Origin of the sequence: Rhizobium lentis, assembly GCF_017352135.1 — a bacterium.
Taxonomy (GTDB): Bacteria; Pseudomonadota; Alphaproteobacteria; order Rhizobiales; family Rhizobiaceae; genus Rhizobium; species Rhizobium lentis.
Genome location: NZ_CP071455.1, coordinates 223166 through 236857 on the forward strand (window position 1 = coordinate 223166; position 13692 = coordinate 236857).

Sequence of the window (13692 nt, forward strand, 5' to 3'; positions counted from 1 at the left end):
CCGGATCCTCAGCGGTGCAGCCACATACGCAGAGCCGACAGGAGCTGCTCGGTGTTGACGGGCTTTGCCAGGTAGTCAGACGCGCCGGCTTCCAGGCATTTCTCCCGGTCGCCCTTCATCGCCTTGGCCGTCAGCGCCAGGATCGGCAGCCGTCGGAAGCGGGGCTCCGACCGGATCACCTGCATCGTCTCGTAACCGTCCATCCCGGGCATCATGATATCCATCAGCACGATCGCGACGGAGGGCTCGTTGTTGATAACATCGATCGCCTCGCTGCCCGTCGTCGCGGTCAGCACCTTCATGCCGCGACGTTCGAGCACGCTGCTGAGCGCGAAGATGTTGCGGGCATCATCATCGACGAGCAACACGGTCTCGCCGACGAGATCCTCGTCCGAGCTGTGCAGTTCCTGCAGAGTCGCCTGTTTTGCCGCCGGCAGGTCGGCGACCACCCGGTGCAGGAACAAGGCCGTTTCGTCGAGCAGGCGCTCGGGCGACTCGACGCCCTTCACTACGACGCTGCGCGCCATGCTGTGCAGCGTGGCGTCTTCCTCAGGCGAAAGCTCGCGGCCGGTGAAGACGACCACCGGCACTTCGGCGATCTCGTCATTGTCACGTATCTGTTCCAGCACCTCGAAGCCCGACATATCGGGAAGCGTGAGGTCGAGCACGACGCAATCGGCCGAACCCTGCCGGAGAATGTCGAGCGCCTCCGATCCAGATCCGACGCTCGTTATGTCGATGTCGTCGTGCCCGAGAAGGGCGGTGACGCTCATGCGCTCGGCTTCGTTATCCTCCACGAGCAGCAGATGCTTGCGGCGCGGTTCGGCATAGGCCTTCAGCCGCGACAGCGCCTTTCCGAGGCCTTCGGGCGTCGTCGGCTTGCTCATGAAGGCGAACGCGCCGCGGGTCAGGCCGTGCTGGCGGTCCTCATCGAGGCTGATGATCTGTACCGGAATATGCCGCGTCTGCGGATTCTGCTTCAGCTGGCTCAGCACCGTCCAGCCGAGCATGTCGGGCAGGAAGATGTCGAGCGAAATCGCCGATGGCCTGTATTCCTGCGCAAGCACGAGCGCATCGCTGCCGCGCATGGCGACCAGCACCTTGAAGCCGTTGTCGCGGGCAAGATCGACCAGGACGCGGGCGTAATGCGCATCGTCTTCGACGACGAGCAGCACGGAGTCGCCCGCCTCGATCCGATGGCGGTCGTCCGCGACATGTTCGGCCGGCTTCTCGGCCCGCCGGCTGGCGGCTGCTTCCGCGAATTCCACGACATTGGCCGCGGCCGGAGCAGGCTTCGGCGCCACCGCACCGGCACCGACATAGGTGAGCGGCAGGTAGAGCACGAAGGTGCTGCCGACGCCGGGCGTGCTGCGCAGCTGGATTTCGCCGCCAAGCAGGTTTGCAAGCTCGCGACTGATGGCGAGGCCGAGGCCAGTGCCGCCATATTTGCGGCTCGTCGAGGCATCCGCTTGCTGGAACGCCTCGAAAATGATGCGCTGCTTCTCCGGCGGTATGCCGATGCCGGTATCGACCACTTCGAAGGCGATGACGGAAGGCGCATGCCGGAGCGAGGGATGCTCCGGCGACCATCCGCTCGTCGCGGAGGCGACGCGGAGCGTAACGCCTCCTTGCGCAGTGAACTTGAAGGCGTTCGACAGCAGGTTTTTCAGGATCTGCTGGAGCCGCTTTGAGTCCGTGATGATGCTCTTCGTGACATCGACGCCGACCTCGATCGAGAATGACAGGTTGCGGTTTTCAGCCTCGTGGCGGAACGGCCTGGCCATCACCTCGAGCAGATTGCTGACGAAGATCTCCTCCGCATCGACCGAAACCGTTCCGGACTCGATCTTCGACAGGTCGAGGATATCGCTGATGAGATTCAGCAGATCGGTCCCCGCACCGTGGATCGTCTTTGCGAATTCGACCTGCTTGCCCGACAGGTTGCCGTCGGGATTTTCGCCGAGCTGCTGGCCGAGGATCAGGATCGAATTCAAGGGCGTGCGCAATTCGTGCGACATGTTGGCGAGGAACTCGGATTTGTATTTCGAGGTCAGCGCAAGCTCGGTCGCCTTCTCCTCGAGCGCGCGGCGGGCCTGCTCGATCTCCTGGTTCTTTGCCTCGACTTCGACGTTGCGCTCTTCCAGCTGCTGCGCCTTCTGGCCGAGCTGCTCGTTGGTCTGCTGCAGTTCGCGCTGCTGCGTCTGCAGCTCGGCGGCGAGCTGCTGGGATTGCTTCAGCAGGCCTTCGGTCTGCATGGTCGCTTCGATCGAGTTCAGCACGATGCCGATCGATGTCGTCAGTTGGTCGAGGAAGGAGAGCTGCAGCTCGGTGAACTCACCTGCTGAGGCAAGCTCGATCACCGCCTTCACCTGGCCCTCGAAATGCACCGGCAGCACGATCGCGCTTCTCGGCAGAGTCGTGAACACGCCGGAAGTGATCGGAACCACGTTGTCGGGAAGATCGGTGACGAGGATGCGGCGGGCGTCACTGGCGCATTGGCCGACGAGGCCCTGGCCGAAGTCGAGCCGAGGCGGATGCGCCGCCTCGACGCCTTGCGCATAGACCGACAGCAGCGACAGGAACGGCTGGCTCTCGTCGGCGTCCACCTGGTAGATCACGCCCTGATGCGCACCGACTAGTGGTGCCAGCTCCGAGAGCAGCATCTTGCCGACCAGCGTCAGGTCGCGTTGGCCCTGCAGCATGTTGGTGAAGCGCGCCAGGTTCGTCTTCAGCCAGTCCTGCTCGGTGTTGCGCTCTGTCGTCAGGCGCAGGTTGTCGATCATCGTGTTAATGTTGTCCTTGAGCTCGGCCACTTCGCCGCGCGCATCGACCTTGATCGACCGCGTCAGGTCGCCCTTGGTGACGGCGGTGGCGACCTCGGCGATGGCGCGCACCTGTGTCGTCAGATTGGCGGCCAGCAGGTTGACGTTACCGGTCAGGTCCTTCCACGTCCCCGCAGTACCGGGAACATTCGCCTGGCCGCCGAGGCGGCCTTCGACGCCCACCTCACGCGCCACAGTGGTCACCTGATCGGCGAAGGTCGCGAGCGTATTGGTCATGTTGTTGATGGTTTCTGCAAGGGCTGCCACCTCGCCCTTGGAGGCAACAGTGAGGTTCTGCTTGAGGTCACCGTTCGCGACTGCCGTCACCACCTTGACGATGCCGCGCACCTGCTCGGTCAGGTTGGCCGCCATGACGTTAACCGTGTCGGTCAGATCCTTCCAGGTACCGGCGACACCGGGCACCTGCGCCTGGCCGCCGAGCTTGCCTTCGGTGCCGACTTCGCGGGCCACACGCGTCACTTCGCCGGCAAAGGCGTTGAGCTGGTCCACCATCGTGTTGATGGTGTTCTTCAGCTCGAGGATTTCGCCCTTCACGTCGACGGTGATCTTACGCGAGAGGTCGCCGCGCGCCACGGCGGTCGTGACTTCGGCAATGTTGCGCACCTGTGTCGTCAGGTTGGCGGCAAGCAGGTTGACGTTGTCGGTTAGGTCCTTCCAGGTGCCGGCGACACCGGGAACGACCGCCTGGCCGCCGAGCCGGCCGTCGGTGCCGACTTCACGGGCGACGCGCGTCACTTCGCCGGCAAAGGAGCGAAGCTGGTCGACCATCGTGTTCAGCGTGTCCTTCAACAGCAGGATTTCGCCGCGCACGTCGACGGTGATCTTGCGCGACAGGTCGCCATTGGCGATCGCGGTCGCCACTTCAGCGATGTTGCGCACCTGCGCCGTCAGGTTGCCGGCCATGGAGTTGACGCTGTCGGTCAGATCCTTCCAGGTACCGGCGACACCCGAGACCTGCGCCTGGCCGCCGAGCTTGCCTTCAGTGCCGACCTCGCGCGCGACACGCGTGACTTCGCCGGCGAAGGCGTTGAGCTGATCCACCATGGTGTTGATGGTGTTCTTCAGCTCCAGGATTTCGCCCTTCACGTCGACGGTGATCTTGCGCGAAAGGTCGCCGCGCGCCACGGCGGTCGTGACTTCAGCGATGTTGCGCACCTGACCTGTCAGGTTCGAGGCCATGGAATTGACATTCTCGGTGAGGTCCTTCCAGGTGCCCGCGACACCCGGCACCTGCGCCTGTCCGCCGAGCTTGCCTTCGGTACCGACTTCGCGGGCGACGCGCGTCACTTCCGATGCGAAGCGGTTGAGCTGGTCCACCATGGTGTTCAGCGTTTCCTTGAGCTCCAGGATTTCGCCCGAGACCGACACCGTGATCTTCTTCGACAGGTCGCCGTTCGCGATCGCCGTCGACACTTCGGCGATGTTGCGCACCTGCGCCGTCAGGTTACCCGCCATGGAATTGACGCTATCGGTCAGGTCCTTCCAGGTGCCGGCGACGCCGAGCACGTTCGCCTGGCCGCCGAGCCGGCCTTCCGTGCCGACTTCGCGCGCCACGCGCGTGACTTCGCCGGCAAAGCCGTTCAGCTGGTCGACCATCGTGTTGATGGTTTCCTTCAGTTCGAGGATTTCCCCCGACACAGTGACGGTGATCTTCTTCGAAAGGTCGCCCTGGGCGACCGCGGTCGCGACCTCGGCGATGTTGCGCACCTGGCCTGTCAGGTTCGAAGCCATGGAGTTGACGCTGTCGGTCAGGTCCTTCCAGGTGCCGGCGACACCGCGCACGTTCGCCTGACCGCCAAGCCGGCCTTCGGTGCCGACCTCGCGGGCGACACGCGTCACTTCCGAGGCAAAGGCGTTCAACTGGTCGACCATCGTATTGATGGTTTCCTTGAGTTCGAGGATTTCGCCCTTCACGTCGACGGTGATCTTCTTCGAGAGGTCGCCATTAGCGATGGCGGTCGAAACTTCGGCGATATTGCGCACCTGCGCCGTCAGGTTGCCGCCCATCGAATTGACGTTTTCGGTCAGATCCTTCCAGGTGCCGGCCACACCGCGCACATTGGCCTGGCCGCCGAGCCGGCCTTCAGTACCCACTTCGCGGGCCACGCGGGTCACTTCCGAAGCGAAAGCGTTCAGCTGGTCCACCATCGTGTTGATGGTTTCCTTCAGCTCCAGGATTTCCCCTGACACCGTCACCGTGATCTTCTTCGACAGGTCGCCATTGGCGATGGCGGTCGAGACCTCGGCGATGTTGCGCACTTGTGCCGTCAGGTTCGAGGCCATGGAATTGACGTTGTCGGTCAGGTCCTTCCAGGTGCCGGCCACGCCGGGCACCTGCGCCTGGCCGCCGAGCCGGCCTTCCGTGCCGACTTCGCGTGCCACGCGCGTCACCTCGCCGGCAAAGCCGTTCAGCTGGTCGACCATCGTGTTGATGGTTTCCTTGAGTTCCAGGATTTCGCCCGAGACGTCGACGGTGATCTTGCGCGACAGGTCGCCGCGCGCCACGGCCGTCGTCACCTGGGCAATATTCCGCACCTGGGCTGTCAGATTGCCGCACATGGCGTTGACCGAGTCGGTCAGGTCCTTCCAGGTGCCGGCGACGCCGGGCACGAGCGCCTGGCCGCCGAGCTTGCCCTCGGTGCCGACCTCTCGGGCCACGCGCGTCACTTCGGAAGCGAAGGAGCGCAGCTGGTCGACCATGGTGTTGATCGCTTCCTTCAGCTGCAGGATTTCGCCGCGCACGTCGACGGTGATCTTCTTGGACAAATCGCCATTGGCAACGGCGATCGTCACTTCCGCAATGTTGCGCACCTGGGCCGTCAGGTTCGACGCCATCGAGTTAACGCTCTCGGTCAGGTCCTTCCAAACGCCCGTCACTTCAGGCACCTGCGCCTGCCCGCCGAGTTTACCGTCGGTGCCGACCTCGCGGGCGACGCGTGTGACTTCCGACGTGAAGACGCTCAGCTGCTTGATCATCGTATTGACGATATCGGCCGAGCGCAGAAACTCACCCTTGAGCGCCCGCCCATCGACGTCGAGCGGCACGGTCTGCAACAGATCGCCCTTCGCGACGGCGGTGATCGTGCGTGTGACTGCCGTCGTTGGCCACAGGAGATCGTCGATCAGGCCGTTGATCGAGCCCTCCATCTCCGACCAGGATCCATCGGAAAGACCGAAGCGCACCCGTGTGCTCGTTCGCCCGTCGCGGCCGACGACCTGACCGACATGTTCGAGTTGCTGGGCCATGCGTTGGTTGGCGGCAATAATGTCGTTGAGCGCATCGGCGACCTTGCCGGTAACGCCGGTGAGATCCGACCGCATGCGCACGGAAAAGTCGCCGCGCCTCACCGCGACCAGGACCTCGAGGAGGGCACTGGCATCGTCGAACGCCATGGATTTGTGGTCGTGCCCGTTAAGGCTCTCTGGCGCAGACTCGTCGCGCGAAAATTCACTGCTTTGCGTGCTCACGAAACTTCCCCCTCGTCGAACAAAAGGTAATTAGTGCCGTACTGGAAAAATGCTATGGGCGTGCCACATGGTTGCAATGTTAGGCCTAACCTAACGTCAACGGCAAACTTTGCCTCCGCGGGAACAGTTTCCTGCCAGCCGTCGTTTCCGTCCTGACAAGGAGAGCGACATGTCGAACGTCTCAAGGACAGGCAAGAACGAGATCAACAACGCGACCAGCCCGACCACCTTCGGAAGGTCGGTCGAGAGCCAGGCACAGATGCAGGATGCCGCAGCGGAGGCATCACCCGAAGCCGGCGGCGAAGCGCTCAATATCTACCGGTTGGAACCAATCGCCAAGCCCGACGATCCCAGATGGGCCAACGCCCCCGGCCACGGCACGGTCGTCGTGGCCGCCAGAACGCCCGGTGACGCCAGAATCGTCGCCTCCGCGCGCGAACTCGATTTCATGGAAGTCGATGCGGCGCCGGCCGAGGATGTCACCACGGCCAATGCCAGCGCATTCCGAGACGACAAGCTCTACACCGTGATCGAGATCGATCGGGACAGACGTGATATAAAGCGGGGTATTCTCGACGGCACGGTCTCGGTCGACACGATCCGGCCGGTCGAGGCGGACTAGAAATCCTTTCTTCATCGGGGAGTTCTCATGAATACCGCCAATCTGCAGCTCAAAGGCCTGATCATGGCAATGGCCTCGCTATGCGACGCGATCGCCGAGAAGGAATTGCTCACACGTGGGGAAATCAATGCCGCGCTCTCGAAGGCTCAAAAGGCGATTGAGGATGACGATGACCATGAGCTGTCCGGCGCCAACCGAGCAGCGATCCTGTTTCCGATCCGCGTGCTGCAGCTTGCCGGCGAAGCCGGCCGCAAAGGCGAAGGGGCCACGTTTTCGGACTATGCCAAGCTCGTGGGAAAACTTACCTGACGATATTCGAAGGTTTTGCTTGCAACGTCGGAGAGCATTGCCCCGCCCGCAACATCCAGCACTGTCGATTTTTGCGATAAGTTGATCATTTTGATCTTGTTTTCCCGCCACCCCTGTGGCTATACCCCCGGGCGCATATATTCACGCACCGGGATTATCTTCGTGACCAGCATCAACTCACTTCTGGCCGCCTGCGGCCTCTCCGCCTTGATCGGCCTTGCCGCAACCCCGTCCTTCGCCGGTTCGACCTCCTATCCGCTGACGCTGGAGAACTGCGGCGCCGAGGTGACGTTCAAGAAGGCGCCCGAGCGGGCAATCGGGCTTGGCCAGAACAGCGCGGAAATCCTGCTGCTGCTCGGCCTTCAGGACAAGATGGTCGGCACCGCCTTCTGGCCCAGCAAGGTCCTGCCGCAGCTCGCCGAGGCCAATGCCAAGGTCAAGCTTCTCACGGTCGAGATGCCGACCTTCGAATCCATGCTCGCCGAAAATCCCGATTTCGTGGCCGTCGCCCTGCCGAGCCTCGTCGGGCCGAACAGCAAGATCGCCAAGCGCGAGGATTTCGACAAGGTCGGCGTCGCGACCTATCTCTCGCCCAGCACCTGCCTCAGCACCAAGGACGTCAAGGACCAGTACGGCAGTCGCGGTGAGCTGTGGAACATGGACCTCCTCTATAAAGAGATCGACGAACTCTCGCAGATTTTCGACGTTGCCGACCGCGGCCAGGCTGTGATTGCCGATTTCAAGGCGCGTGAAGCCAAGCTTCGCGCGAGCGTTTCCAAGGACGGCAAGAACCTCTCCTACGTCTTCTGGTTCTCCAGCCCCAGCCCGTCGGCCGACGCCTATGTCGGCGGCAAGAACGGCGCCTCCGGCTTCATCGCCGACCTGCTCGGCGGGCACAATGCGATCACCGCAGAGGCGGAATGGCCGACCGTCGGCTGGGAAGGCATCATCGCCGCCAATCCCGACGTCATCGTCGTCGCCAGCCTCGACCGCAATCGCTGGGAGCTCGACAAGCCGGAAGCCAAGATCAAGTTCCTCAACACCGATCCGGCCGTCAGCCAGATCCCGGCCGTCAAGAACAAGGCTCTTGTCGTCATGGACGGACAGGCGATGAACCCGACCATCCGCACGATCTACGGCGCCGAGCAGGTGACAGAGCAGCTGAAGGCGCTTGGTCTGCGGAAGTGACTGACGCAGGCCGTCTCTTCCGGCAGCTGGGAGCGGTCACCGTACTGCTCCTGGCTTCCCTGTGCCTCATCGCGGTCGCCATCGGCGTCAGCGTCGGGATCGGCGATCTGCCGATCCCGCTTACGACCACCTTTTCGGCGGTCACCAACCGGCTCGGATGGACCGGGGTCGAGCTCAACCGCATCCACGAGACGGTCATTTGGGATTATCGCCTGAGCCGGGCGTTGGTCGCCGCCTTCTGCGGCGCCGGATTGGCGCTGTCGGGCGCGATCATGCAGTCGCTGCTGCGCAACCCGCTTGCCGAACCCTATGTGCTCGGCATCTCGGCCGGCGCGTCTACCGGCGCCGTCGCGATCGTTATCCTCGGGCTCGGCTCGGGCGCGGTATCCCTATCATCAGGCGCGTTTGCCGGCGCCTTCGCAGCCTTCTTCTTTGTCGCATTGCTTTCCAACGGCACCCGCGGCGGCGCCGACCGCACCATCCTTGCCGGTGTCGCCGCATCCCAGCTCTTCAACGCCTCGACCTCCTATATCGTCACCACCTCGGCCAACGCCCAGCAGGCCCGCGACGTCATGTTCTGGCTGCTCGGCAGCTTCAGCGGCGTGCGCTGGCCGGAATTCGCGCTGGTCTCGGTCGTCGTCGGTCTCGGCCTTGCCGCCTGTCTGCTCTATGCCCGCGTGCTCGACGCCTTCGCTTTCGGCGACGAGGCGGCATCCTCGCTTGGCGTCAATGTCGGGCGCGCCCGCATGGTGCTCTTCGCACTGACGGCGATGATGACCGCCACGATCGTCAGCATGGTCGGCTCGATCGGCTTCGTCGGCCTCGTCGTGCCGCATGTCGCCCGTTTCGTCGTCGGGCCGTTGCATATCCGTCTGCTGCCGGCCTGCGCCATCGGGGGAGCGATCTTCATGGTGCTCGCCGACATCGCTGCGCGTGCCCTCATTCCCGGCCAGATCCTGCCGATCGGCGTCGTCACGGCGCTGGTGGGCGTTCCCTTCTTCTCGATCATCCTCTACCGGTTCCAGCGCGCGTCATGAGCATCAAGGCCGACAATGTCACCTGGAAAATTGGCAGGAAGACCATTCTGGACGGCGTCTCCATGGAGGCTGAGCCCGGCCGGATGCTCGGCCTGCTCGGGCCGAACGGCTCGGGCAAGACCTCGCTGCTCAGGCTTCTCGCCGGCCTGAAGCGGCCGCATTCCGGCCGCGTCATGCTCGACCGCAGCGACATCGGCACGATCAGTCGCCGCTCGATCGCCCGTCGCATCGCCTTCGTCGAGCAGCACGCGACGACGAACGCCAATCTGAAGGTCGTCGACGTCGTCAAGCTCGGCCGCTTCCCGCACCGTTCGATGTTCTCGGGCTGGACGAAGGCCGACGAAGAAGCGGTGGAAGCGGCACTCGCCCGCGCCGGCATGGCGGAGAAGCGCGACGACCGCTGGCAGAGTCTTTCCGGCGGCGAAAAGCAGCGCACCCATATCGCCAGGGCGCTCGCTCAATCGCCTAGGGAATTGATCCTCGACGAGCCCACCAACCATCTCGATATCCAGCACCAGATCGGCCTGATGCGGCTCGTCTCCGGCCTGCCGATCACCAGCATCGTCGCGCTGCACGATCTCAACCATGCCGCCATGTTCTGCGACCGGCTGATCATCATGCACCAAGGCCGGATCGTCGCCTCCGGCACGCCTGAGGACGTGCTGAGCGAGAAGCTACTGCGCGAGGTCTTTTCTATCGAGGCGCGGATCGAAGCCTCGCCCTATCATTCGCGCCCGCATATCCACTATCTCAAGTGAGAGCGGGCTCGCTCTCACGACACGATCTGCAGCGGCAAAGCCGTGGTCTTTTTCAATGTCCTGAGGACGATGCTCGATTTGACCAATGCCAGATTGTCGGTGACGCGGATCATCCTTTCGAGAAACTGGCTGAGATGGTCGAGGTCGCGCGTCATCACCTTCATCAGAAAGTCGGCGTCGCCGGTCTGCGAATAGCACTCCAAAATCTCCGGCGCGGTCTCGATGAAGCGATGAAGTTTCTCGTTTCCGCCTTCGGTATGTGCTCTCAAGCTGACGAGCGTATGAGCAACGACCGTGAAACCCAGTTTTGCGGGATTGAGGATGGCGACGACGCCTTGGATATATTGCTCATTGCGCAGCCTTTCCAAACGACGTGCGCATTGGGTCGCCGAGAGATTGACCTTCTGAGAGAGTTCGCTCTGCGTCAGCTCGCTGTTTTGCTGGAGTGCGGCAAGCAGTTTGATATCGAACTGGTCAAGCATAGCACCTCCTCCAACCGTGATTTTCTGCACATCATAAGCTGTTTTCGCTGATTGTCTGCATGATCGCGCTTAAATAGGGAGAAAATCGCAGAAATTCGCCATGGAACTTCAGTTAATCTCCGGCCACCTAAAAAAGATCGAGGTGGAACTGTGTTTGACCAACTGAACAGCCGGCCGGCCGACAGCCTGCTTGCCCTCATCAAGGCCTTCCAGGCTGACGATCGCCTGGGAAAGATCGACCTCGGGGTCGGGGTCTATCGCGATGCGATGGGACGCACGCCTGTCATGAGGGCCGTGAAGGCTGCGGAGCAATTTCTCCTGGAGAACCAGGACAGCAAGAAATACCTCGGCCCCGAAGGCGATCTGCAATTCGTGCGCCTGCTTGAGCCGATCATCTTCGGCAACGCGCCGAAATTCGCCCAACGGCTCGCCGGTATTCAAACGCCCGGCGGCAGCGGCGCGCTCCGTCTCGGCGCGGAGCTCATTCAAACGGCAAACCCATCAGCAAAAGTTTTTTTGGGAACGCCGAGCTGGCCCAACCATGCACCGATTTTCGCTTCGGCACGCTTGGGCGTGAAGGAATACGCCTTCGTGGACCTGACTTCACAGCAGGTGACATTCGACAGCGTCGTCTCCGCCTTGTCTTCCGCCGGGGAAGGCGACGTCGTGCTGCTTCACGGTTGCTGCCATAACCCAACTGGCATCGATTTCACCATCGAGCAATGGCGAAAGATTACCGACCTCCTCGTCGCGCACAGGCTGGTGCCCTTCATCGATCTTGCCTATCAGGGGCTCGGCGACGGCCTCGAACAGGATGCCGCCCCGACACGCATGATCCTCGGTGCGGTCGACGAGGCGCTGATCGCCTATTCCTGCGACAAGAACTTCGGCCTCTATCGCGAACGCGTCGGCGCACTTTATGTCGTGGCTCGCAATGCCGATGACGTCAGAAAGGCGGAAAGCAACATGGCGGCGCTTGCCCGCGTCAACTGGTCCATGCCGCCGGATCATGGGGCTGCCGTCGTCAGGGCCATTCTCGAAAGCCCCGAAATGACGACAATGTGGCGCGTCGAACTCGAAGAGATGTGCCTGCGCGTCAACGGCAATCGTGCCGCGCTGGCCACGGCCTCTGCCGATCTCGCCTTTATCAGCCGCCAACGCGGGCTGTTTTCCAATCTCGCCATGTCCAAGGAAACGGCCGCTGCCCTCAGAGCCAGGCACGGCATCTACATGGCGGATTCCGGGCGCATGAACCTTGCCGGCATGCAGCCTGCCGATGCCGGCGCCATCGTCGCTGCGCTCCGGGCCGAAGGCTGCCTGAGATCGTAACCGAACGAAGCATTGGAGCCTCCGAATGAGCAGGAAAGAAACGACCGGCCAGGCGATCACCCGTTCGCTTGTCGCCCATGGGATCGATACGGTCTTCGGCATCCCGGGCGCCCACATGTATGACTTCAACGACGCCCTCTACGGCGCTGGCGATAAAATCCGGTTCATTCACACCCGGCACGAACAGGGTGCGGCCTACATGGCCTACGGTTATGCCAAGTCCACCGGCCGGGTCGGCGCCTATACCGTCGTCCCCGGCCCAGGCGTCCTCAATTCCGGCGCGGCCCTTTGCACCGCTTACGGCGCCAATGCGCCGGTGCTTTGCATCACCGGCAACATCATGTCGCATCTGATTGGACAAGGCAGAGGGCAACTGCACGAACTGCCGGACCAACTCGCGACGATGCGCGGGATTACCAAGACGGCAGAGCGGATCAACCATCAGTCCGAAACCGGGCCTGTCTTGGCCGGGGTCCTCAGCAAGATGCTTTCGGGCCGCCAGGGGCCGGGAGCAGTCGAAGCGCCATGGGACGTGTTTGGGCAATTCGGCCCTGAAATCGATCTCCCCCTTGCCAAGAGAGCACCTGATCCGGCCGTCAATCCTGACCAGATCGCCGCTGCGGCAGCGCTGATATCAGGCGCCAGCAATCCGCTGATCATGGTCGGCGGCGGCGCGGCGAATGCCGGCCCAGAGATCGCCGCGCTTGCGGAATTGCTGCAGGCGCCGGTCACCTCCCATCGCTCCGGCAAGGGTATCGTCGCCGACGACCATCCGAACACTCTGAATTTCGTCGCCGCCTATGAATATTGGAAAAAGGTCGATGTGCTGATCGGGATTGGCAGCCGGCTCGAATTGCAGTTCATGCGGTGGAAGTGGCTTCCCAAGGGTCTGAAGGTCATCCGTATGGATATTGATCCGACCGAGATGGTCCGCCTGAAGCCCGATGTCGGTATCGTCGCGGATGCGAGGGACGGAACGCAGGCGCTGACCGCTGCGCTGGCCGGTTACAGCCGCGAGAAACGCACGCCTGAATTTGCCGCGCTCAATGAAGAGGCGAGGTCTCGCTTCTCGGCGGTGCAGCCGCAGCTTGGCTATCTCCAAGCCATCCGCGAAGCTTTGCCGAGAGACGGTTTCTTTGTCGAGGAGGTCAGCCAGATGGGCTTCACCGCCCGCTTTGCATTCCCGACCTACGGACCTCGCCTATATGTGACATGCGGTTACCAGGATAATCTCGGTTTCGGCTTCAACACCGCCTTGGGCGTGAAAGTCGCCAATCCCGACAAAGTGGTCATCTCCGTATCGGGTGATGGCGGTTTCATGTTCGGCGTCCAGGAGCTTGCCACCGCCGTGCAGCACAAGATCGCCATCGTCGCCATCGTCTTCAACAACTCTGCCTACGGCAATGTGCTGCGCGACCAGCAGCAGACCTATAAAGGCCGCATTCTAGGCTCGGATCTCACCAATCCCGACTTCGTCACCCTCGCCGAAAGCTTCGGCATCCGATCCTTCAAGGCGACAAGCCCAGGCGAACTGAGAGGCATATTGGAGAAAGCGCTCTCACTCGATGAGCCTGTCCTTATAGAAGTTCCCGTCGAAAAGGGATCCGAGGCGAGCCCCTGGCCTTTCATTCATCCGGCTCCGCACGCCGAATGAAG

General features: G+C 62.5%; 9 protein-coding genes. 7 read left to right on the plus strand and 2 right to left on the minus strand.

All coding sequences use genetic code 11. The features are described from left to right. Positions 1 to 8: 8 nt before the first annotated feature. Positions 9 to 6311, minus strand: coding sequence for a HAMP domain-containing protein (locus tag J0663_RS23270; protein WP_207245291.1), 6303 nt, complete (start codon positions 6309 to 6311; stop codon positions 9 to 11). 169 nt (positions 6312 to 6480) lie between these two features. Between J0663_RS23270 and J0663_RS23275 the strand changes: the two genes are divergently transcribed. From J0663_RS23275 to J0663_RS23295, 5 genes are all read left to right on the plus strand, one after another. Next, the gene (locus J0663_RS23275; protein WP_207245292.1) at positions 6481 to 6933 is read left to right on the plus strand and encodes a hypothetical protein; all 453 of its coding nucleotides are present in this window, start codon (positions 6481 to 6483) and stop codon (positions 6931 to 6933) included. A gap of 27 nt (positions 6934 to 6960) precedes the next feature. Beyond that, on the plus strand, positions 6961 to 7242 hold the full coding sequence (locus J0663_RS23280; RefSeq protein WP_207245293.1) for a hypothetical protein: 282 nt from the start codon (positions 6961 to 6963) through the stop codon (positions 7240 to 7242). A 162-nt stretch (positions 7243 to 7404) separates the two neighbouring features. After that, a complete protein-coding gene (locus J0663_RS23285; protein ID WP_207245294.1) occupies positions 7405 to 8430 on the plus strand; it encodes an ABC transporter substrate-binding protein in 1026 nt (341 codons plus the stop codon). Next, positions 8427 to 9467 carry a FecCD family ABC transporter permease gene (locus J0663_RS23290; RefSeq protein WP_207245295.1) on the plus strand — a complete coding sequence of 347 codons (1041 nt, stop codon included), beginning with the start codon at positions 8427 to 8429 and terminating at the stop codon, positions 9465 to 9467. The genes J0663_RS23285 and J0663_RS23290 overlap by 4 nt, the downstream gene beginning before the upstream one ends. Further along, the gene (locus J0663_RS23295) at positions 9464 to 10225 is read left to right on the plus strand and encodes an ABC transporter ATP-binding protein (protein WP_207245296.1); all 762 of its coding nucleotides are present in this window, start codon (positions 9464 to 9466) and stop codon (positions 10223 to 10225) included. Before J0663_RS23290 ends, J0663_RS23295 begins: the two co-directional genes overlap by 4 nt. A gap of 14 nt (positions 10226 to 10239) precedes the next feature. Here the strand turns inward: J0663_RS23295 and J0663_RS23300 are convergent, their stop codons facing one another. After that, a complete protein-coding gene (locus J0663_RS23300; protein WP_207245297.1) occupies positions 10240 to 10707 on the minus strand; it encodes an Lrp/AsnC family transcriptional regulator in 468 nt (155 codons plus the stop codon). A 150-nt stretch (positions 10708 to 10857) separates the two neighbouring features. Between J0663_RS23300 and J0663_RS23305 the strand changes: the two genes are divergently transcribed. Continuing rightward, the gene (locus J0663_RS23305; RefSeq protein WP_207245298.1) at positions 10858 to 12036 is read left to right on the plus strand and encodes an amino acid aminotransferase; all 1179 of its coding nucleotides are present in this window, start codon (positions 10858 to 10860) and stop codon (positions 12034 to 12036) included. Positions 12037 to 12061: 25 nt separating this feature from the next. Then, positions 12062 to 13690 carry a thiamine pyrophosphate-dependent enzyme gene (locus J0663_RS23310; RefSeq protein WP_207245299.1) on the plus strand — a complete coding sequence of 543 codons (1629 nt, stop codon included), beginning with the start codon at positions 12062 to 12064 and terminating at the stop codon, positions 13688 to 13690. Positions 13691 to 13692: the final 2 nt, after the last annotated feature.